19 protein-coding genes are annotated in these 23066 nt (G+C 42.2%); 8 read left to right on the top strand and 11 right to left on the bottom strand.

What is annotated here, in order from left to right; all coding sequences use genetic code 11:
• Positions 1-21: 21 nt before the first annotated feature.
• The 3 genes from DXX93_RS13765 to pabB form a co-directional block, all read right to left on the bottom strand.
• Positions 22-1398 (bottom strand): L-serine ammonia-lyase, encoded by a 1377-nt coding sequence (locus DXX93_RS13765; protein WP_116008597.1) that lies wholly within the window; start codon positions 1396-1398, stop codon positions 22-24.
• Between the two features lie 173 nt (positions 1399-1571).
• Positions 1572-2168, bottom strand: a complete 597-nt coding sequence (locus DXX93_RS13760; RefSeq protein WP_116008596.1) for a CoA pyrophosphatase — start codon at positions 2166-2168, stop codon at positions 1572-1574.
• A gap of 22 nt (positions 2169-2190) precedes the next feature.
• The gene (pabB, locus tag DXX93_RS13755) at positions 2191-3657 is read right to left on the bottom strand and encodes an aminodeoxychorismate synthase component I (RefSeq protein WP_116008595.1); all 1467 of its coding nucleotides are present in this window, start codon (positions 3655-3657) and stop codon (positions 2191-2193) included.
• A gap of 243 nt (positions 3658-3900) precedes the next feature.
• On the opposite strand from pabB, the gene DXX93_RS13750 reads away from it, so the two are divergent.
• Complete coding sequence (locus DXX93_RS13750) at positions 3901-5424, top strand: fumarate hydratase (protein ID WP_116008594.1); 1524 nt, start codon at positions 3901-3903, stop codon at positions 5422-5424.
• Positions 5425-5577: 153 nt separating this feature from the next.
• Here DXX93_RS13750 and DXX93_RS13745 read toward each other — a convergent pair whose 3' ends face one another.
• The 6 genes from DXX93_RS13745 to DXX93_RS13720 all read right to left on the bottom strand — a co-directional run bounded on the left by DXX93_RS13745 (position 5578) and on the right by DXX93_RS13720 (position 10908).
• Positions 5578-5928, bottom strand: coding sequence for a cupin domain-containing protein (locus DXX93_RS13745; protein ID WP_116009970.1), 351 nt, complete (start codon positions 5926-5928; stop codon positions 5578-5580).
• A gap of 48 nt (positions 5929-5976) precedes the next feature.
• The gene (locus DXX93_RS13740) at positions 5977-6417 is read right to left on the bottom strand and encodes a RipA family octameric membrane protein (RefSeq protein ID WP_116008593.1); all 441 of its coding nucleotides are present in this window, start codon (positions 6415-6417) and stop codon (positions 5977-5979) included.
• 198 nt (positions 6418-6615) lie between these two features.
• A complete protein-coding gene (locus DXX93_RS13735; protein ID WP_116008592.1) occupies positions 6616-7299 on the bottom strand; it encodes a hypothetical protein in 684 nt (227 codons plus the stop codon).
• A gap of 87 nt (positions 7300-7386) precedes the next feature.
• Entirely contained in the window at positions 7387-8118 is a 732-nt protein-coding gene (locus DXX93_RS13730) for a class I SAM-dependent methyltransferase (protein WP_116008591.1), read from the bottom strand.
• Positions 8115-9971 (bottom strand): hypothetical protein, encoded by a 1857-nt coding sequence (locus tag DXX93_RS13725; RefSeq protein ID WP_147302694.1) that lies wholly within the window; start codon positions 9969-9971, stop codon positions 8115-8117. The genes DXX93_RS13730 and DXX93_RS13725 overlap by 4 nt, the downstream gene beginning before the upstream one ends.
• Before the next feature lie 178 nt (positions 9972-10149).
• Complete coding sequence (locus DXX93_RS13720) at positions 10150-10908, bottom strand: hypothetical protein (RefSeq protein ID WP_116008589.1); 759 nt, start codon at positions 10906-10908, stop codon at positions 10150-10152.
• Between the two features lie 516 nt (positions 10909-11424).
• Between DXX93_RS13720 and DXX93_RS13715 the strand changes: the two genes are divergently transcribed.
• A complete protein-coding gene (locus DXX93_RS13715) occupies positions 11425-12765 on the top strand; it encodes a DNA recombination protein RmuC (protein WP_258872668.1) in 1341 nt (446 codons plus the stop codon).
• Between the two features lie 138 nt (positions 12766-12903).
• Here the strand turns inward: DXX93_RS13715 and DXX93_RS13710 are convergent, their stop codons facing one another.
• Positions 12904-13986: a GGDEF domain-containing protein gene (locus tag DXX93_RS13710; RefSeq protein WP_116008588.1), complete on the bottom strand. Its 1083-nt coding sequence runs from the start codon at positions 13984-13986 to the stop codon at positions 12904-12906.
• A 238-nt stretch (positions 13987-14224) separates the two neighbouring features.
• Positions 14225-15550, bottom strand: a complete 1326-nt coding sequence (locus DXX93_RS13705; protein WP_116008587.1) for a sodium-dependent transporter — start codon at positions 15548-15550, stop codon at positions 14225-14227.
• A gap of 224 nt (positions 15551-15774) precedes the next feature.
• Between DXX93_RS13705 and DXX93_RS13700 the strand changes: the two genes are divergently transcribed.
• Genes DXX93_RS13700 through DXX93_RS13675 form a run of 6 tightly spaced genes read left to right on the top strand, consistent with a single transcriptional unit; the run spans position 15775 to position 22960 of the window.
• On the top strand, positions 15775-16416 hold the full coding sequence (locus DXX93_RS13700; RefSeq protein ID WP_147302740.1) for an MBL fold metallo-hydrolase: 642 nt from the start codon (positions 15775-15777) through the stop codon (positions 16414-16416).
• 3 nt (positions 16417-16419) lie between these two features.
• Positions 16420-17178 carry an ion transporter gene (locus DXX93_RS13695; protein ID WP_258872667.1) on the top strand — a complete coding sequence of 253 codons (759 nt, stop codon included), beginning with the start codon at positions 16420-16422 and terminating at the stop codon, positions 17176-17178.
• Positions 17111-18235: a tyrosine-type recombinase/integrase gene (locus DXX93_RS13690; RefSeq protein WP_116008585.1), complete on the top strand. Its 1125-nt coding sequence runs from the start codon at positions 17111-17113 to the stop codon at positions 18233-18235. Before DXX93_RS13695 ends, DXX93_RS13690 begins: the two co-directional genes overlap by 68 nt.
• Complete coding sequence (locus tag DXX93_RS13685) at positions 18235-20331, top strand: hypothetical protein (RefSeq protein ID WP_116008584.1); 2097 nt, start codon at positions 18235-18237, stop codon at positions 20329-20331. The genes DXX93_RS13690 and DXX93_RS13685 overlap by 1 nt, the downstream gene beginning before the upstream one ends.
• Positions 20332-20339: 8 nt before the next feature.
• A complete protein-coding gene (locus DXX93_RS13680; protein ID WP_116008583.1) occupies positions 20340-22346 on the top strand; it encodes a site-specific integrase in 2007 nt (668 codons plus the stop codon).
• Positions 22343-22960 (top strand): hypothetical protein, encoded by a 618-nt coding sequence (locus tag DXX93_RS13675; protein WP_116008582.1) that lies wholly within the window; start codon positions 22343-22345, stop codon positions 22958-22960. The genes DXX93_RS13680 and DXX93_RS13675 overlap by 4 nt, the downstream gene beginning before the upstream one ends.
• Positions 22961-23066: the final 106 nt, after the last annotated feature.

Here is a 23066-nt window from a genome sequence, read left to right as displayed (position 1 = left end):
GGTGTTCGAATAATAAAACCGTTAACACTCGATAATATTTACCGCTAAGCCACCACGTGACGTTTCCTTGTACTTAGTTTTCATATCGTTGCCAGTATCCCACATGGTTTTGATCACTTTATCAAGCGATACCTTGTGAGTACCTGTACCACGCATGGCAAGGCGTGAAGCGTTGATGGCTTTGACAGCGCCCATGGCATTTCGCTCGATGCACGGCACTTGCACTAAACCGCCAACCGGGTCACAAGTTAAGCCAAGGTTGTGCTCCATGCCGATTTCAGCAGCGTTTTCAACTTGCGTGGGTGAGCCACCCATAATTTCGGTGAGTGCCCCAGCAGCCATAGAGCAGGCAACGCCAACTTCTGCCTGACAGCCCCCTTCGGCACCCGAGATAGTGGCATTGGTTTTGTATAAGATGCCAATGGCAGCCGCGGTAAGTAAATAGCGGATGCAATCGTCGTCGCTCACCGGTTTGATAAACTTATCGTAATAGCAAAGTACCGCTGGAATAATGCCCGCTGCACCATTTGTTGGAGCCGTCACAACACGACTACCTGCAGCGTTTTCTTCGTTTACGGCAAGGGCAAATAAATTGACCCAGTCCATTGCACTGAGTGGATCATTGTTGCTTTCAACAGACAGCGAGCGGTGCAGGGCAGGGGCGCGGCGATTAACCTTTAAGCCACCCGGTAAAATACCTTCAGTGCGCATACCGCGCTCAACACTTTCCTTCATTGCGTGCCAAATATCGACCAGACCTTCGCGAATTGTCGCTTCATCGGACAAACATTTTTCATTGTTCATCATAATGGTACTGATACTAAGGCCCTTTTCATTGGCCTCTTTAATCAGCTCATCAGCGGTTGAAAAAATGTGTGGGCGTTTGATATTGGTATGTAGTGATAGCGCTTTGTCTTTTTCTTTTTCAAAATCACAATCTTGTACGATAAAACCGCCGCCAATACTGTAGTAGGTTTCCTCGAAAATGACTTCGTCGCCTTGATAGGCATACAAGGTCATGGCATTGGCATGTGCTGGCAAGGTTTTACGACGGTGATAAATAATGGCATTGGCTTTTGGAAAAGCTATCGCGTGCTCACCCAATAGATTGATGTGCTCACTGGCAACCGTCTCTGCCAAGATTTGTTCAATTGACTCGACCGGAATGGTTTCTGGTGCCTGGCCAGTTAAGCCAAGAATAACCGCTTTGCCTGTGCCATGACCAATACCGGTTTGCCCAAGTGAACCAAATAATTCACAGCGGATACGATCGGTTTTGTTGACCAAGGCTTGCTCGGCTAAATGCTCGGCAAATAACTTCGCCGCTCGCATCGGACCAACCGTATGAGAGCTGGAAGGGCCAATGCCCACTGAAAACATATCAAATACACTTATCATGCAAATACCTGAATAAAAAATCGCTTATTTATTTTTATTGAAAATATAATTCGGTAATTTTACAGAAAAGCTATTCAATAAAAAACTAACGGGTTCAGTTATACGCTAAATTATAGATGATACTGTCAGCTTTACTTGACTGGCATAAGTTGACTAGCGCGTGCCTAATGCGCTTATACCCCAGCAGGCTCAGGCGATAAGTGGGCGACAAGATCTGCGATGATTGCAGCCGTTGCCCCCCATATTTGGTGTTTTTGATAAGGCATAAAATGCACAAAATGCTTGAAGCCTCGATGGTAGGTGGCAAGTTTGGTGTGGTTTTTACCATCGATAAAGTGCTTTAGCGGCACAGTAAACACTTCCGCAACTTCGTTATGGTCGATGTTAAGCGCCATGGCTCCCTCTACTAAGCCAATAATGGGCGTAATATTAAAACCCGTGATGGTATGGTAGTCACGCAGTTGACCAATCACATTTATTTGCTGGCGCGCTAAACCGATTTCTTCTTCCGCTTCGCGCAGCGCCGTATCAACTTTGGATTGATCGCTTTCTTCGACCTTGCCACCGGGAAAGCTCACTTGCCCAGGGTGGTGTTTTAAGTGGCTTGCGCGCTTAGTGAGTACGATGGAAAGCTCATTAGAGTCAGGGGTGGTTTGGCACAGCGGGATAAGTACTGCCGACTCTTTTACGGCACGCGGAAATTTAAAGCGGTGAGTTGAAGGCTCTAATGATTGATATTGAAACCGTTGCACAAAATCCTGTTTGTCCATAACTCACCCCTCATATAACGCGCTATTTACTCAGCACAGGTAGTATTTTTCTTACCTTATCAAAAGTTTCTTGGTATTCGCTATCAACTTTTGAATCAGCAACCAAGCCGCCACCGGCCCAGCAGTATATTTTGTTGTGTTGGCAAACCAGCGTACGAATGGTAATGCTAGTATCCATGTTACCACACGCCGATAAATAACCTATTGAACCGCAGTAAAGGTTGCGGCGGTGCGGCTCTAACTCTTCGATAATTTCCATGGCGCGAATCTTTGGTGCGCCAGTTATTGAGCCGCCAGGAAATGCCGCGCGCAGTAAATCGGTGCCATCGTGCTCACTTGCCAGCTGGCCCTCCACGGTACTGACTAAATGATGCACCGCAGGAAAGCTCTCAATATCAAATAATTTAGGTACTTTGACACTTCCTGCTTGGCAAACGCGGCTAAGATCATTTCTCAGTAAATCAACAATCATTAAGTTTTCGGCGCGGTCTTTGATCGATTGGCTAAGCTGCTTGGCATTCGCCTTATCGACTTGCTCAGTTTCACCGCGCGCAAGTGTGCCTTTAATCGGCTTGGTTTGCACTTTATCGCCAGTTAATTGTAAAAAACGCTCAGGGGAGATACTGACAATGGTGTGGCTTGGCAGGCGCAAAAATGCTGAAAATGGCGCTTGATTCGCCGCGCGAAGTGCTAAGTACGCACTGTACTCATCACCTTGATAATCTGCTTGAAATCGTTGGGCGAGGTTAATTTGGTAACAATCACCTGAGTGCAAATATTCCTGCACCTGCGCAAACTTCTCTTGATACTGAGTTTGCGTCATATTTGCTTGCCATGCGTTAGTGAGCGAAAAATTTTCGGTACTGGCACTTTGAGTGGCGAGTAGCGTCATTACCTTATCGGCTTGTGTTTGCCAATTATCGCTAGGAGCAATCAAGTAAAGCTGGTTGTCGCTTCGGTCGAAAACCAATGCTTGCGTGTAAATACCCACCGCCATTAACGGTAAGTTAATATCGTCGCTGGCAATACTGGGCAGACGTTCAAAGCAGCGGCCTAAATCATAGCTAAAGTAACCGATGCCACCCGCTTTAAAAGGCAAATGCGATGCTGGCAAGGTGAATTGTTCGAAAACGCTGCGCTCGACTGCTTTTAGCTGCGCTAATGGATCGCCGTCAAAATTTCCTGCAAGCGCTTGGTAATCAGGGTGGTGCGCCACAACCTTCGTGGTCACGGCAGTTGTTGACTTAGTGTTATCGCTGATGGAATTTGTTTTTGCTTGCGTTTCCAGCGTAACGATAGGGTTAGTTACGGTAATGTCAAAACGACTGTCTTGGTGGTCGCTATCACAGGAGTCTAGCCAAAAGCTCCACGGCGTTTTCGCAAAATGAGCAAATAGCTGCTCAAGTGCTTGTGGCTGTAGGTTGGTAATAGGGCGAGCGATGAGCTCAAGCGTGTTATTCAAAGCTGGCAAAAGACACCTGTTGGGCATGTATTTTTAGTGAAAATTTCAGCGCTTTTTTATCGAAAACATCAATAGTCGCAATCACAATAATTGACTAGCAGCACTGATATAAGCAGGGTATCATATCGGCAAAAATTTAACTTTCAACCATTGAGAGGGGGGAAACCGAACGCACTCGTGCGTTAATCTTGGCTGAGGTTGGGCAAACCTTAGCGCGGTTGAAAGTAAAAACATCAGCTCAGCAAGAGCAAAAAGAGGGCATATAAGTACATGGCTATCATTAAACAACAAGACTTTATCGAATCGATTGCAGACGCATTGCAATACATTTCTTACTACCATCCATTGGATTTTGTTCAGGCACTTGAAAAGGCTTACCACAGAGAAGAAAGCCAAGCGGCGAAAGACGCTGTTGCACAAATTCTGATCAACTCGCGTATGTCGGCGACGGGCAAGCGCCCAATTTGTCAAGACACAGGTATCGTAACCTGTTTCGTAAAAGTGGGGATGGCTGTGCAGTGGGACAACACGGACATGACAGTGCAACAAATGGTCGATGAAGGTACGCGCCGTGCTTACATGAACCCAGATAACCCACTGCGAGCATCTATCGTGGCAGACCCTGCGGGCACGCGCAAAAATACCAAAGATAACACGCCATCAGTTGTTCATATCGACCTAGTGGAAGGCAACGAAGTGGAAGTGATGATCGCCGCGAAAGGTGGCGGTAGTGAAAACAAAACCAAAATGGCGATGTTAAACCCGTCTGACTCAATCGCTGATTGGGTGGTTGAAACCTTACCGAAAATGGGCGCTGGCTGGTGTCCACCAGGTATGATTGGTATTGGTGTTGGCGGTACGGCTGAAAAAGCGGGCGTACTCGCCAAAGAAAGCTTAATGGACCCGGTAGACATTCAAGAATTGCTCGATCGTGGCCCACAAAACGCGGAAGAAGAATTGCGTTTAGAAATTTACGAGCGTGTTAACAAGCTAGGCATTGGTGCGCAAGGTCTTGGCGGTTTAACCACTGTAGTTGATGTGAAAATCAACTCAGCACCTACCCACGCTGCGTCTAAGCCTGTGGTCATGATCCCTAACTGTGCGGCAACTCGTCACGTACACTTCCATTTGAATGGGTCAGGTCCTGCGGAATTAACACCGCCTAAATTAGAAGACTGGCCAGAGATTACATGGGAAGTAGGCGACAACGTGCGCCGCGTTAACGTAAACGACCTGAAAAAAGCCGATGTCAGCGAGTGGAAAACAGGGGAAACCTTATTGCTTAGCGGTAAGATCTTAACGGGTCGTGACGCTGCTCATAAGCGCATTCAAGAAATGATGGCAAACGGCGAAGAATTGCCCGTAGATTTCACTGACAAGTTTATTTACTACGTAGGCCCAGTTGACGCCATTGGCGACGAAGCGGTAGGCCCTGCAGGCCCAACAACGGCAACACGTATGGATAAGTTCACTGACTTAATGCTATCGCAAACGGGCTTAATTGGCTCGATTGGTAAAGCTGAGCGTGGCCCAGCAACGTGTGAATCTATTAAGCACAACAAATCAGTGTACTTAATGGCGGTAGGCGGCGCTGCATACTTAGTGTCAAAAGCGATCAAACACGCGAAAGTGGTTGCGTTTGAAGACTTAGGTATGGAAGCGATTTACGAGTTTGACGTTGAAGATATGCCGGTAACTGTCGCAGTAGACAGCACAGGTGAATCTGCTCACGTGACGGGCCCAGCTATCTGGCAAGCGAAAATTGAAGAGCTAGACGAAAAGCTCGGCGCGTAAGCCGAGGCTAAAATGTTTTAGGCGTTAAGCATTAAGCACATGGCTTTAAACACACCGTTTTAAACAAATATTGAAAAGGCGCTAATAGCGCCTTTTTTGTATTTCTGAGGTAAGGTCTTCTGGGCCTTACTTTAATAGCTTGCTATATGAAGATTAACCTAGACCAAACTGAATAATTAAAAGGTCAATGTCTGAATCTGAGTCATTAACCAAACCGTGCTCCCCAAAAGGCTTATTTTTGATCATATCGCCTTTTTTAACCTTAACTTCTTGGTTATCAATGGTCATTGTCCCTGAGCCCTCAAGAATGATATACATTTCTTCGTTGTTACCATGTTTATGGTAGCCAACTGTGGAATTGGGAGGGATAACCTGTCGGTCGATAAAGTCACAGTGACTAACGAAGTCTGACTTGCCCCATATCTCATATAATTCAACAGAGCCTATTCCTTCATGAGCAGAGTGCTGTATTTGTTTTTTCGTTTCTAAAAAATTACGAATCATCTGTGATTTTCTCTGTGCAGTCATTTGTTGGCGAACATGACAACTTTGTTAGGCATTTGTGTATTTAATTATACCTAAGACAACATAGGCTAGTATAAACACCCAAGGAAAGATTTCATTGAGCGTGGTGGTTTTTATATAACCTTTGCCAGACCCCAATTTACTGTGCCATTCATCGGTATAAGGTTTTACTGGAAAGCTTTTCTCAATTTCTTGCAGCACCTCGTGTTTTGCGCTCGTATGTCTTGTAATAGAACGGAGTATTAGCCACCAAACGATACAAAAAAGTACCGCACAAAAAATTAGACCAAGTGTAGCGAAAATTGGCAAATTAATTGACTTACTCGAAAACCCAAATGCAATAGCAGATGTTAGCGCCAAATTTAGTGTGACGAGCAGTCTGCTAGTAACCTGCGCCCTATCCTCAAAAGAATATATGGAGGAAGCATATACTTTATAAAGTTCTAATCTAATATTTTGATCATCCATGCTGTATTGCCTAATGTTTTAGTTAACAGACTTGTAATGATTGGCGTGTGTTTTTGCGTCTTTTGCAAAAAACGAGACAAGCGTTACAAGTTCGATTGAGCCACTCGTTAGGTGTTTAGCCCAACCTCGCAACTATGCCACCAACACCTAAGCGAAGCGATAAGAGCCAACAGTTTTTTTGTCCATTTTAAAGCCTTGTTAGCTGACTTTTTCCTCAAGCACAGACCAATCAAAAATATTGGACTGGTGCAACCATCCTGAATCAATCATAAACCTTACTTGAGCACTTCTTGATACATTTTTTTCTGCTATCACGAAGGGCGTGATTTGAGTAATGTTTTGACCATTGATATTTAACAGGTGTACAAGAATTGTTGCCATTACATATTGACGAATTAATTGGTGAACCAAAACGTATTCAGAATTTGCATTGAAGCTAACCTCTGACTTAACTTCACCAACCAATAGGCTGTTGCCTGTGGAAATAACAATATCAATCTCTGTATGATAGAGATTCTTAACCAACTTGCAAAGGCTCTGATTATTGAGTCTGTAGTTATGCTTTGAGCTATCAATTCTTAGCTTTACTGTATTGCGTTTATTGAAACTTTCCACTTGCTCAAAAAGCGTAGAAAAGTTCTTTTCAAACGCAATCCCAACCTCATTTAATAGCGATTTGTTTTCCAAGGTAATTGATTGACTGTGGCAATAATCCCGAAAGCCTGTCCAAAACAATTCAAGTTCAACTTCTCCTGAAAGCTCTTGGCCGACATTTGAAACAACTTTATTCGCAAGCTTGTTGGACAATCCATATCCGCCCAATATGAATTGACGAGATATTCGCCAACTTTCAGAGCGGTTGTTGATATTAAAAATACTCAAAATGCTTCCCTAATACCAATTGAAATAAATACTTAATCATTCAACGAGAATTAAAAGGCTTAATTGATAAGATCTAGAATATTGCGATTAATTTTGATAATAACAGAGAAGTTCCCAGTCAAGTTTGACGCCATCAGCGCTGTGATTAAAGGCAAGAAAGTTATTTAGTCCTTGGTAAATTTGTTGATCAGTCACCTTAGTTAAACCGAACAGCAATCGTATGTAGTTGAGCATGTCGGCCACAGAGGTGAATTGCCAGTGGTACTTGAGGCGTTTACGTTTAATGTTGGAAAAACCTGCAGCGTGTAACATGTCGTTGGTGGTGGTATTGAAAAACAGTCCCTGATGCCCAGTTTCATTATGTTGCCCAACAAAAAGGTCTAAAAACTTAGCCACACCACTATTTTCTTCAACGTCAGCGATTACTAATTGCCCGCTACTACTTAGTACTCTTCGCATTTCTTTGAAAAGGAGAAATTTATTATCTTCATGATGTAAGCCTGCAATAGAAATAATGCCATCAATGCTGTTGTTCTCAAGAGGTATCGAGTGAGCGGAGAAATTAACCACATCTAGGCATTGACTGCGACAGATGTCAGCAAATTGTTCAGATGACTCCAAACACTTTAGGCGAACGTGATCAGGTATGTAGTTAGAGATATAACCGCCACCCGAAGGAATATCAGCAAGTGTAGAGATTCGTGTCATATCAAATAACGACATTGGAAGTATGAATTCATCTTGCCTTGCATTGGGGTAAGTCGTCATGGCTTGATGGTATTGGCTACCTCGTAAATCAAAAATTTCACTGTAATTCAAGCTACGACCTTAACTAAAAATGTGTCGCAGTGGGCACGACATAATTTTGAGAGCTTATTGTTATATTCTGCTGTTTTACTGCTATCAGGAACCAGTACGGTTATACGTTCAAAGTGAGGGATAGGCAAACCAAGCGTAATAACTTCATCTATTGTCATTACACATACAGCTGACGCAATGTTTTTCATGCAAACAGCGGCGATGAGTGCGTCAAAGTTGTTAGTAAAAGTACTAGTGACCATAGTGCCATCTATCTGAATTCCTGCTTTAGAGACAACGGCATGGCTGGCCGAGCTAGGTGGCAATTCATTATCCAAGGCGTTGGCTATTTCTGACTCTACTTCACCGCAAATTAGCAAATGAATAGGTGAATTTGGCATGTCGTTCAGCATTGCTTTCAGAATGTCTTTGTAGATCGTCGGTGTTACTGTGTCACCAATTTGTGGTTGTGCATTGAGTTCACAAATAGTTGACGGAATATCCAACCACGATTGTTCGATATTGCCAATAATCAAATCGATGCCTGCAAGATCTAGGTTGGCTAAGGTTGCTGCATTGATCGCTAATTGGATGTTGTCTGGATGAACCTTGTTGAGATCAACCAATTCCACGGTGCCACCCGTAGACATGTTGCTTTTACGCCGCAGCATTATAAATTCACTGTCAGGTAAAATACTATCAGCTTTATAGCCTTGTGCTGCAATCAGATCTAAGGCTTCTTCGTCGAGTGATATTAGCGCTTTACCTGTGGTTCGAAACACACCTTGAGCAAAAGTTGTTTGTTGTGCCTTAGCCACTAGGCAAGCAATTGACGAATGGCCGTCGCCAATAATGCCGGCAGCATTGCGTTTGACCACTTTTATCACTTTGTTTTGAAACACAGTTAAACGATAGTCGTTACCGAATACATGCTGCTGCATGATTATGTTTTTGGATAATTTAGACGCCTTCACATAGGCTTTTATAGCGTCTTGCTCAGTCGTTAAATAGGCAAATACGCCCTGTCCTTGATCTAAATTGTCGGGCTTGACCACCACAGGGAACGAGTGGGCCTTGCAATAGTTTTCAACATCTAACTCGCTGGCGACAGGAGTGCTATTGCTGGTGGGTAATCCAGCTTTTGCTAGCAACAGGGCTGTTTGCATTTTACTTTTCGCAATACTCGCGCCAATAACACTTGTTTTGTCGGTATAACTGCTATCGAGCAAACAGCTGTTTTTCCCGATCCCTAGTTGAAAAATATTGGCAGTATAAGGCGTCACGGGTACCTTCAATTGGTTTGCTGCTTTAAGGAATTTGAAGGTATTCATGCCAGCTAATTGCAGCGTATTAAGTTGACTGCGAATGGTCTCTAGTGAATCTTCTGCACTTTTCAAATAAGGGAGTATGTCAGGCAACAACATCTTTGAAAAAATTTGATAGTGCTCGGCAAGATAGTTAACAACAAATGAGAACCAGTTGAGTAAAGATAAGGTCGTTTGTGGACACTTGTAAGGGAGTGCAACACTCACCTGAGGATTCAAGCTTTGCTCACTTATGTGCTCGCCAATAATGTACTCATCGAACACAGGCACTTGATGTTGCTGCTGAATAGTAATAATGCGCCGCAAAATAAATGCAATAAAGTTATGTTGCTGATTATGCTGGCTTGCTGGCTGCTGATTTGATAGAGGCGATTGCGGGTGGCGGAGTTTTAATCCATTGTCAATAACATTCGTGACAAAGGCAATAACTTCTGGCGGGCAAGGGTTACAGCATATGTTGCCATATAAGGTGGGTTGCCTGATACCAAACGCCATCCCCTTATAAACGACCCAATTGGGATTAATCGCTAAAACAGGTTGTTGAGACACATTACTACACTGATGATGATGTCGTTAGAAAATGAGGCTTTGCTGCTAGCACTTTGCCCTTTACTCTTTTTGCCATTAAACAATAAAGATCAAGCAAAGCGATGAAAAAGAAAAGCCTCAGTTATTTGTTAGCTTGCTATTGAATAGCTTAGTACGAGCTAGCGGCTTATCGCCTGCTTCAGCAATTTGTGCGACGCAGTCGCATACCGGCAAGACCAAGCGCAAACAAGGTTAAGGTGCCAGAAACAGGTACGCTAGTCGTATTTTGCACAGCGGCACTAGCGATATTGATACTACCACGTGTTACCTCTAGCCAGCCAAAATTGTAGGTACCTTCACCTTGCTCAAATAGTGAAAGGTCAAAATTGTATTCTTCTGGTAAAAGTGTTGTATATGCAAAGGCTACATAGCCAGTTGACCCTTCCTCTGTCCAATTGCCAAGAAACTCTTCACTTGTTTTGTTACCATCGAGACCAAAAAATGTGCTTGTTTCATACAAAATACCGTGTGCCGTGCTAGTTTCGAATAAATTTCGATCTATCACAGTGCCTGCGGTGATTAAGCTTAAACACAAATCATCACCACAATCTTGTGCACTGAATTCTAGTGGAGCGCCAAACGCTGAGTAAAGGTAAGAACCGTCAGAGGTTTGTCCATCGTAGTTAGAGTTAGCGCTGTAACTAAAGACTTCATTACGCGCAATAATATCAATACCATTTTCATCGATGGACAAAGTCGCTCTATCCTCTCCATAATAGTTGTTTTCATCGTCGTAATAAGTGTAATTATTGCTACCATCGGCAACTAAATTTGAACCTAGCTGCGATGTTCCAGATACGTCACCTGCAATTAGTGTCGCTTCGGCGTTGTTAACAATGGTGAGGCCTGCGGTTAGCGCGCCGATGACAAGTGGAGAAATAGCTTTTACATTAGACATTAGAAAAATCCTTTTATGGTATTTTTAATGGTTTATTCTGAATTTTTAATTTAATCATGAAAAAAATAAACCTTTGCGATATTTTTATCACATTTTCAACAATATAAATATTAAATTTTTAATTAAATAGAGTTATTTGGAAATTTACCTGACACTTTTAAGACGATTGTTTTACGCAAAAAAAGTTTTTATTTTTAGTTGGTTGACGTTTTGACTCATTTAGCAACAACAATCTCGTATTTTCTTTAATTACTGTATAAAGATAATAGGTTAGTTTTAATGCTTAATCATTGAAATTAGCCATTTGATGATAAAATAAATAATTAAATTAAATGGTTATATTGAAGCTTGCATAACTTTATTTGCTGCATTCCTCGATTATATTCAACGCTATAAAGAGAGGCTGCTGTAGGATATTTTCTCCTATTGCCTACGCTATCGTTTCCTATTTTTATGATTTGTGTTACTAATAACTGTTAATATTTACAGTGCTTGTGTTCATGGGGCGAAAATTAGTTGTATCGCCCGTTAAACGACAAGCGTTTTCACGGTGGCTCAGTGAACGAATTTTTCCAACAGTTATCCACTAGCGAGTTATTGTTATGCTCAATACTTGCCCTAGTTATCCTTAATTTCCTTATTAGTCTATTTGGTGTCTTTAGGCAAAAAGATCGGGGTGAGCAGCAGGCGTCATTTGCCCGTCTTGAGGCGAGTTTAAGCCAATTGACCCAACAGTTTCAGCAGGGTTATGTGAATAATCAGCATCAAATAAAAGAGTTGATGGCGGAAACCAAATTACAGTTAATGCAGCAACATAAACAAAGCGATCAAAACAGCCAACAGCAGCTATTTGAGAAGTTTCAATCGCTAAACCAATTGTTTCGTCAACAGCAGCAACAACTGCAAGAGCAGCTTACTTTGATGGCGAAAGTTAACCGTGATGAACAAGCGCAAAGTATTGAGAAACTTACCCAGTCAACCGACAAAAGGCTGCAAGAAATCAGCGGGCAGGTAGATAAGAGGTTGAGCGAGGGCTTTGAAAAAACCACGCAAACCTTTAACGATATTCTCAAACGCTTGGCGCTCATTGACGATGCGCAAAAGAAAATTACTGAGCTTTCAAGCAACGTAGTTAGTTTGCAAGAGGTGTTAGCCGATAAGCGCTCGCGTGGCGCTTTTGGTGAAGTGCAGTTAAATTCGCTGGTGCGCAACGTACTGCCAGAAAGCCAGTTTGCACTGCAATACACCTTATCAAACGGTAAAATTGCCGACTGTATTTTGTTCCTGCCAAAGCCAACCGGTAATGTCGTGGTCGACTCTAAATTTCCGTTGGAAAGCTACCAAACCATGACCAACCCTGAGCATGAATTATTGGTGCGCAAGACTGCGGAAAAGCAGTTTAAACAAGATATCAAAAAACATATCAATGATATTGCCAGTAAGTACTTAATTGAAAATGAAACGGCTGATGGCGCAGTCATGTTTATCCCCGCAGAGGCGGTTTTTGCTGAAATTCACGCTCATCACGCCGATTTGGTTGAATATGCCAATAAGCAGCGTGTCTGGCTAGCGTCTCCAACCACATTAATGGCAATATTAACTACCGCTAGAGCGGTGATTAAAGACGAAGCCACTAAACAGCAAGTGCATGTCATTCAGGAGCATTTGGGGATGCTAGCGCAAGATTTTAGTCGCTTTCAAGGGCGCTTTAACAATTTAGCGCGCCATATTGACCAAGCCGCGAATGACGTCAAACAAATTCACACCTCCGCAGATAAAATTACCCGTCGCTTTGAGAAAATCGAGCAAGTAGATATCGGGCAAGAGCCCGAGGCAAAGGCCTTATTGTCGGAATAGCAGGTGGATGGTGCAGAGCAGTGGTGCAGCTTGCTTCGCGCAAACTGCCTTTGCTCTGACTGCCTTTGTACTAGCGGCTTTTTACAGCTGCTACCTATGCCTATTAGCCACTAATTCAGTTCAGAAAGCGCAGGTTATTTAACTTGCCTGATAGCTTTGTACGCGGTTGCGACCAAGCTCCTTGGCAAGATAAAGCGCTTTGTCGGCGTGAATAAGCGTGTCTTTTAAACTTTGACGATGTGCTTGTGCGCTGGCAAGGCCAAAACTGGCGGTACACTTAAAGTGCTGCTCTCCGGCTACCGGTATATGCAATGCCGCGATGGCGATACGCATTTGTTCAGCAATATTGTTGGCTTCCGAGGCTGTGGTATCGGGCATAATAATAGCGAATTCTTCGCCGCCAATACGCGCAGGCATATCTTGCTCTCGGCAAAAACGGCTAAGTAGCTTAGTGACTTGCGTTAAACAAACATCGCCAACAAAATGCCCGTATTGATCGTTGATCTGTTTAAAGTAGTCGATATCAACCAATACTATGGTCAGTGGGCGCTGCATATGTTGGGTGGAATTAAATAAGTGGTTACCGCATTCAAAAAAAGCGTGACGATTGGCTAGCCCCGTTAGGGCGTCTGTGGTCGCTTGTTTAGTCAGCTTTAATTCATTGGCTTCTATTTCGTTGGCAAACAAGGTGAGTACTAAAATAACTTCCAGCATGATAACCAGAATCACCGATTGGTATAACACATGGTTAAAGCTGTCAGAGAGCACAATCAAGGGGGCTGGATTAACGGTGTTTTCACAGTAAAAATAAAGCACTAGCGCCATTAAACTTAACGTGACTTTTTCGGTTTTTTCGCTCAGTTCAAAGAGTAAAAATACGCCAGTTGGCACAAGGAAAAAGTACAGATGAAAGCCAGAAGCTTTGGTAACGTATAAGTTTGTGCAAACAACTAAATGCAACATCAGGGTGGCAAAAAACCAAATTTTACCGCCGCGAAATGCCTGAAAATAGTTAAAGGCTAAGGTTGCCATATAAGCGCAGGTAAACACTGTATTGATTAACGCAATAGCAGTGTTATCAAGCACCAGTGCATAAGCTAAGGTATACAGACCAGAGACTAACGTGGTGATAGCGGCTATCAGGTTCATCATGCGAACCTTGTTCGTCACGGAAAACGTTTGATGGGCAGTGCCAATGGACAGTAATTTTTGAAACCACATTGTTATTATTATTATGCGAATCTAAGTTATTTTGAATTGTTAACGGTTTTATATTACCTAATTGGTATTATTTTGCTAACGACTCGGTGCTGATAGCCGGTTTACGTAGTCGTTAGCGTTTTACCGCGATTAACTCCCCACCATGAGCATAGCTGCTTGGCGTTTGCTTTATTTGCGCACTGTGTCCAACGAAAGCAGCTATTGTGGAGCTGGGTATTTATACTAAAGCAGTGGCGTATTAAAACGCCACATTGACAAAAACAACGGTTAATAAAATTGGGCAGACAAACGCCAGATAGTTGCCCCAAATGCCTAACCATTTGTTCTCTGCGATGCGCGACTCATCTTTTAGCTTGTTACCACGCTTCCACACCCAACCAACAACAATAAAGTAAAACAGGCAACTTAACGGCTGCATAATGGTTGTGAGTACTTGAATCACTAAGCCAAATAGCACGTCAAAAAAGGCGACAAGCACCATACTGGCGGTTAACACGATTGCAGAAATTAGCCATGTCGCGGTTCGGCGAGTGAACGACTTTTCTTCTACCAAATAGGCAACGGGAACTTCAGTTGATGAAATAGTTGAGGTCAGGGCGGCGATAGACAATAACGAGAAAAACGCTGCTGCTACCACTAAACCCATAGTACCCATTGAGCTAAACAAAGTCGGCAGAATTTGAAAAATTAACTGACCTTCGCCAATCAATTGGTTATTCGCGAACACTTGCTGGCCAGCGTGCTGCGCCACAAATAGCGCGGGAATAATTAACAAGCCTGCTAAAAATGCAATAAAGGTGTCGAGCGCGCCAATCGACAACACCAGCTTGCCAATGTCTTTATCTTTAGCCATGTACGAGCCGTACACCATCATGCCACCCACACCAACAGACAATGAGAAAAACGCTTGCCCCATAGCAGAAATAATCAAACTAGGGTTGGTGACTTGGCTAAAATCTGGGATCAAATACTGTTGTAAACCGGCCATGGCTCCCTCTTGTTGAAGGATGTAAACAATTAGGCCAATAAGCATGATTAATAAAATCGGCATTAAACGGGCCGACCAGCGCTCAATACCGCCGTGTACCCCTTGATGCACGATAAGCGCGCCAAGTACGATGAAAATAGGAGTAAATATCACGTTGCGCAGCGTGCTGTCAGTCGCCAGCCATACCGATAAGTCAGTACTGCCTAGCATTGCTGCAATTGATGACAGGGCATTAGCTAACATCCAACCTGCAACAATCGTATAGAAACTTAGCATCATGATTGCGCCGCAAAGGCCAAGCTTTCCCGCAAAACGGCCAAACTTAGGCATACGCTCAGCACATGCATCACCGAGCGCGCTTACCGGGTTTTTTTGCGTTTGGTTACCTATGTAAATTTCTGCATAAAGGGCAGGTAGGGCAAGGAGTAAAGTAACGATCAGGTAAACGAACAAAAATGCGCCGCCACCGTTATTCGCCGCGTTGGTGGGAAAGCCCCAAATATTACCTAAACCGATGGCCGAACCAGCCGCTGCTAAAACAAAACCAATACGGGAATGGAAAGAATCTCTGGTCAAAGTGTACTCGTGGTTATTGTTATTTTTTAATGTAGCCGAGCTTACCGATTTAGTCGGTGTTAGTGAAGTGAAAATCGGTTTAGCGGCGATAAAACGGGGTAAGTGTCACAAAAATAAGCGTATTGCAGCGAAATGCGTATTAAATCCCAGCTGGCTATTGGCTTGCTGTACATTAGCCCATATGATCGAATCAAGACGAAAAACTAAGTGTAGGGCACAATATGCTGCAATATAAGATAATTCCAGTGACCCCGTTTCAGCAAAACTGTACGGTGTTTTGGTGTGATGAAACCAAGCAAGCTGCGGTGGTAGACCCGGGTGGTGACGTAGAGCAAATTACCACATTTATTGACGGTCAAGGGCTGACTCTGGAAAAGGTGCTGTTAACTCATGCTCATATTGACCACGCTGGTGCGACTAAAGCACTCGCGACCCATTACCGTGTGAAAGTTGAAGGCCCACACCAAGAAGACAAATTTTGGATTGATTTGATCCCTATGCAAAAAGAGCGTTTTGGTTTTGCCCATGCTGAGGCATTTGATACCGATCGCTGGCTAAACCAAGGCGACACCGTATCGTTTGGTAACATCGAACTTGAAGTGTATTTTTGCCCCGGTCATACCCCAGGCCATGTGGTGTTTTTCCATCGTGAATCTAAGCTGGCGCAAGTCGGTGATGTATTGTTTAGAGGCTCTATTGGCCGCACTGATTTCCCTAAAGGCGATCACGCCACATTGATCAGTTCCATTCGCGACAACCTATTCCCGCTGGGGGACGATGTCCGCTTTATTCCGGGCCACGGGCCGATGAGTACTTTTGGTGAGGAGCGCCGCACGAATCCCTTTGTTGGCGATGGAGTTCGCTAGGCAATGAAAACCGGTACTATTTTTTCAATGCAGCGCCGCTTAAAAGAAATTGATTCGAGTAAGTGGTTCCAAGGCATAGTTATTGCCGTCATCATTCTGTCGGCATTACTTGTTGGCGCGAAAACCCATAACTTGCCGCCAGAGGGTATTGTGGTTTTGGCAATACTGGATGTTGCGGTGACGGTATTTTTCGTTATTGAGTTAGTGATCCGCTTTTTGGCCTATCAGAAAAAGGGTGAATTCTTTAAAAGCGGCTGGAACATTTTTGACACTATTATTGTGATTGGCTCGCTCATTCCAGCCGGTGGCTCAGGTGTGTTGATTGCGCGTTTACTGCGCGTATTTAGGGTGCTGCGTTTGGTGTCTATGGTGCCAGAGCTGCGTTTGCTCATTAATGCGCTAATCAAAGCCATTCCGCGAATGGGCTACATTGGCTTGTTGATGTTTGTGATTTTCTACATTTATGCCGCTATTGGCAGTATCGTTTTTGCCGAGATAAACGAAGTGCTGTGGGGCGATGTGTCCATTGCTATGTTAACCCTGTTCCGCGTTGCGACCTTTGAAGATTGGACCGATTATATACCTTTGTCTTTTCTTGTGCTTTTTGTTGACAATAGGCTTTTCTTTGGCCTATGTTTTTTATGTCAACAAAAGAACAAGTTGTATAAATTAATTGCTAGTAGAGAGGTAGACAGTGAGAGTCGTCCAAGTAAAAGGGATAAAATATGCGGGGGGTGGAATCAACTTAAGTACAGTTGTTGATGATGAAGATATTCCCTTATTAGCACCTTCCTTATTTCTTCTTCATGTCGCCAGAAACGGTAGAATCTCCGATAACAGAACCACAACGAAATCCTATGCACAAGTCTTAAAAGATTTCTTTGAAGTGTTAAAAGCTTCTGATGATCTGAGCTATTCAGATGTGACGGACGCTCATTTGACTGCCTATTTCAATGCCTATCGGGGTCAAAAAAAAGGCAATAAAAAAAGCACGATAGAATACCATGCCACTGTTTTATCCAATTTTTACGCATACATGAAAAAGATTGGTATATCGGATGCGATTGATTATTTGTCTTTTTCTTACGATGACAGTGAAGCACAGAGAAACGTTAAAGATCTCCTGATGGGAGAAATACTTACTATCTACATGGATGATAAAGAGTTTAAAGATAAAGTATTAGCACAAGTAAAAGCTCAGAATCCATTCATAAGAGAGCGTGACGAGTTGGCATTGAAACTTGGTTATTATGCTGGATTTAGAACCCATGAATTGGTTTCGTATAACAATTTGTACGCTCCCTCTTTAAGACGTCAGTTCCCAGAAAAGGATAAGGACGATATAAGAGCAGGTGAACTAGAAATCATAGGTAAAGGCAATAAGTTGCGAACAGTTCACATATCGCCTGAACTTGTATCTGGGATCAATAAATTCTTATGGGGTAGAGGTAAGAGCCTCAAAGGGAGTTTGATGGCAAAGGCTAATGGGGAACCGCTTACGGATTTAAATTATGCTAGCAGATTGTTTACACGCATAAAGACCGCTAATTTGGCTGAATTAAGTAGCGATAAGAATAACTGGAAAGCTAGAGTTTACCACTCTCTAAGAAAGTGCTACGCAACCAATAGCGTTAGCTTTTGTTATGATGAAAATAAAGATCCTATGGTGTTTATCCCTCAGTGGCTAGGCCATCACGATGAAGAAACATCAAAAGTCTACATATTCTACGATGCAGTAATATCTAATCGCATCGACGTGATGAATACGCTGTCATTAAACAATTCAGAATATGCTCAAAAATATAAGAGCAAATCCTAATGCAGCTAGTCGTAGATAATAACGAAAAAAACGAAAAGCATGTAATTTTAGTTGACGGCAAAGTTAAATGGGTATTGCCGGATGACATGCATGGTCAAAATTTTTTATTACTTTATATAGACTACACGAAACGTAAGAGTTTTCGTGAACTGTCTCATGCAACTAAGCTTAATATAGGAAGGGGGCTAGTAACTTTTCTTGATTACACAGTTGTATTAATAAGGAAGTATAGCGGTGTGCCATCTGATATATTTTCCCGTTATACCAATCATATAAAGACCACTACCAATAAAACTAGTAATTCTGTAAACAGCACCGTTACTGCCATGCTTTACGTTTTAAAATTATATGGTGGTCAAAAGGAAAAAGTGTATGACTGTGAATACTGGATTCCAGAATTTTATGTAATGATCACTAAAGCTCCAACCTTTACTTGGGAAGAACCCAATCCAAAGGAGTCTTTATCAACTAAGTATGATCTAGGGTTTACTAGCAATGAAATGATTGAATCCCTATTACTGTTGTGTTGCTACATCATCAATACGTTTAATGATAAGCGCAAGTTGTTGCTGCAAAACAGAAATCTAGAAAAAGTGGCTTTGGAATCGTTTCAAATAAGCTCAGACAGCTACCCGACATATGCCCTAATATCCGATCAGAATCACCCAACATATAACGTAGCTAGAAGGCTTTATGGAGAACTCGCGAGGACAATTATTGCTACTGAAGATAACTGGCTAATCGAAAGGTTTATGCATGACAATCCCTTCCCAGATGAATTTTTGCCAGATGAATCTGACATCAAGATTAGACGCAAGGAATGGCTAAAACGATGGATTAACAAACGTACAGGAGATATTAAAACCCTGATTACGATAAATAAAAAGAAGTATAGGATGCAAACCATGAAAGCCTATTGCATGAACGATTTGCACGGCTTGAGCCATGAAGTAGTATTTGCCATGCAATGTATCTTAGCGTGCCACAGAATTCAAAGTTCGGGCGTAGATCGAATGAACCTTAACGATGTTATTTCAAACAATAAGGGCGTGCAGTTTAAATACTATAAAGGTAGAGGCAAAATTAAATATGCCACGTCAGTATTGAACAAAGGCACCCTGCCTTACAATACTGTTCAGATATTTTTAGAGCAATTCAAACAGCAACACCCAGGCGTTAATCCTAAGCTTATTCAATACCATAAGTTGCGAGGAAAAACCGACGTTTTAGGCCAGATTGGTACAAAGAAAGGACGTTTAGATCATTTTTTTATTGATTTGCTCGATGAGAATACCGAAGTGCATAAACACATGAAAGCCGAGCTTAAGGAGGAGGCTGCACCAATTCTAGCTTTTCTAAAAAAGATATTAGTAAATAACTTGATAGCTTTGGAAAACTCTCCTGCTTACGGTGGCGACAATAAAATGCCCCATGTTTCTTTAAATATTGATTTAATCGCAAGAGCACGCATCGAAATCGAAGATGGGAAAAGTGGTGCCGCTGAGCTGAAAGAAAACTCAGAATATGACAAAACCGCCTTTGAAGAAAAGGCCGATAAAGAGGTTGGTGCCATGCTGACAGCGCACAATCTCGAAACCAAACAAAGTACATATGAAAATCGCTCGCGCAGCCCAGAAAAAATCAAATCAATGCGCCGTTTTGCGGCACAGGTGGGTGATGCGATGGAGCAAGATGCGCGCGCTGTTGAAGAGCTATTTAATAAAACTAAAGTGCTCAACCTCAAGGCCGTTGCGAAATTACTAGGTATTGAAGATACGATTGAAGAACAAAAGGATTTGTATGACATCATAAACCAGCAATTAGGCGACGTAATAGGTGATATTGGAGACGTAGACATCGATGGGAAACGTATCGTGATTCAAACACCGTTAACAGCGGCGCTTATAGTGTCAAAAATTAAACATATTGAAAATGAAATACCAAGATTAAAGGTTGTTAGCGAAAAGAAAGCATTAAAAGCTCAATTGCACCGAGCGTATCTCGACACGCTATTAGCAGAGTTCTCTAGCTCGATAATCAAGGAAGGAGAGCTAATGTCTAAAAAATATAATTTTCCTTTTTCATCGATGGTATAGGAGGGTGCATGTTTAACACAAATGTAAAAAGAGCTGTTGTCCCTGATACCCCTCTATTAAACGACCAGTCGCAAGATGTATTTTATTTATTTTCTTATCCGAAAAGTCCAAGTGAAGAAAGTGAAGTTCATGAAATTGACTTTAGTGATGCACGACATAAGGTATCAAAAGAAGACTTCGGTCTTTTAAAAGCTTTGTGGATTGAGATGTCCGGTGGGGTTGACCCTGTAACACGCGAAATCACAGGTAAACTGAATACAATAAGGGCATATGCTTCTAATTTGATGAGGCTCTTTGTATGGAAAGAGTCTCATTACCCTGATACACCATTGAGGCAGTGGACTGAATCTCACTGTCGAGAATTTATCGTTGATGTTTTATTCAATCGTATTGCTTTTTACACGGAAGGTAGCATGGCAGAAAAAAACAATGCTACTAAACAAATTGTGGGTAGAGGCCCTGTTGAAAGTGCATGTGACATGTTGAGGAAATCTCAACGACTTTATGCATTGGGGTTAGTTCATGATGGGCTGGCCTCTTCTTTACCTGCTAGCTTCATTCAGGACACTGTTGAAGAGCATCTAGCAGCTGATGGAATTAGCTTTGCAAAATGGATAGACGGTGAAGGTTGGAATTCAATTCCATTCGCGGCACATATGTTTAATTTGGCGCACGCAATTAACGTTATAGAAAGTGATGAATGTCGTATTTTGAGAGCATTTTTCAAACATCAACAAAGCGAATTATGTGTTTCCCACCACACCATGTTTTATTCAGGCAGATATAACAAACCCAGTTCTTATGATGATTATTGTGCATCGCCAGATTTTACATCTTCTATTGGAGAAAAGAGAAAGACAAAGAGGAAGAGAAAAAAAGAATTTATTCTTAAATACAGCTCTTTAAAACGAGCGCTTGAAGAGGTGGCTGGTAAGCCTGTCAATACATTTCCGTACACCTGGGAAGAGATCATAAAAATATACCGTAAAGTCTTTAATGCTTGTTTAACGATAATTGTGGCATTGACAGGAGCAAGAATAAGCGAGATGGAAAACTTTTTTGCAGACGATTATAAGCAGGAAAATGATGGTGTCTGGACATTTAAGAGCGACATAGTTAAAACCAATCATGGTGTACCTGCTTTAAGGAGTATGGGTGGATTAGTCGCTAAGGCGGCAGATGTAATATGTGACATGTCCTACACCCCTAAACGAAATCGCCCTGACGGGAAGCGCTTTCCTATTTTTTCGATGACACATCAACCCAGATTCTCAAATGGCACTAATGCAAGGGTTGCAAGTGAAAATACCTTAAGAACTAGTCTTCAAGCTAATTATGATGATGCAATTGATAAATTTGGTGAGGAGTTAGCAGAACTTTGTGAAAAAGTTCACCCCCATATGTTTCGCCATACGTTCGCTGAATTTGCGATTCGTCGTTTTGATGGCCGTGTTTTTGAAGCGATAAGGCAGCACTTTAAGCATACATATCAGAGTAAATTCACAAAAGAATATGTCGGTGGCAAAGATAGGGAGTCGATAAAGAAAGGTGCTGAGCGACGCTACATCAGAGAACTGATAGAGAGAATGGCTTTGGATGTTAATGATTCATTTTCAGGAAGCTTGGCTTTGGCTATTCAGCGAAAGGTCAAAGATTGTATGGTAATTGAACCATCTGAAGTGGAGGCAGTATTGACGGAGTTTGAAGAAAAAATTGTGGATATTACCGTCCATGAATATGGCATCTGCATGGTGCAAACTGAAACGCGGTCTTTATCAAAATGCTTAGATAAGGATACTGGCTTACCGCAAATTGAAAATGGTTGTTTCGATCTTTGCTCAGGGTGTGTTCATTCTGTTAGCAGTGCTAATAGTCACAAAGAAGAGATCATTCGCATTGTTTTGTCACATAAAGACTTTCTTGAAAAATTTCCTTTTAAAACTAAAGCACACAAGGTGAGTGAAGCAGCGGTCAGAAATGGCGAAAAAATCTTAAAGCAAATGAGGCGAACATGATTAATCTAAATGACTTTTCTATGGAAAGGGAAGATGAACCCCAATTAGATACTGAGCTTCCTGACTACCCTGGTGATACCTCCTGGATGGACGCGCTGACGGCTAAACAAAGTGCGATAGTCAAGAAAGTTACAGCTAGGTTTATAGAGGCTAGAGATACAATCATGGCCTCTGAAAAACCAAAGAGTTTGAAGATAGGTGAACGAACAATTAAACCTGCCAAACTTGCTGAAATGGCAGGGGTTGATAAGTCAAATATCAGGAAAGATCGAATGGATATTACGCCCTTCGAAAAATATCTTGAACACTACAATGATACGCTGATCGCTATCTGGCAACAACGTTGCAATACTTGCAATTCAGGACGACGGTTATCAAGAAAGGAGCTTGAAGTTAAAAAAGGTGAATTTGAACTGAAGTATGAGCAAGAGTTAAACAAGAACTTAGTTGAATATTTTCAAGCTGCTTTACATTCGGAAGTGGCTCAAAACCAGATTGAGACAGCGCAAAAGCTTAGAGAGCTGAAAATCGATTATGAAAAAGCTCAACAAACAATAGCTAATTTACGCTCTCAACTGCAAGAAATGACTATCCAGTTAAACAGGAAAAATTAGGAATTGGTTAGTTTATGCGTCGAGATAAAAGGAAAATCAATCTTAAAAATTCATATTTTGTAGGTGTTTAGATTAAATTCTGTTGACAAACATATCACATGTTCTT

The sequence above is a fragment of the Thalassotalea euphylliae genome, from assembly GCF_003390335.1.
Taxonomy (GTDB): domain Bacteria; phylum Pseudomonadota; class Gammaproteobacteria; order Enterobacterales; family Alteromonadaceae; genus Thalassotalea_F; species Thalassotalea_F euphylliae_B.
This window is presented reverse-complemented; position numbering and strand designations above follow the sequence as displayed.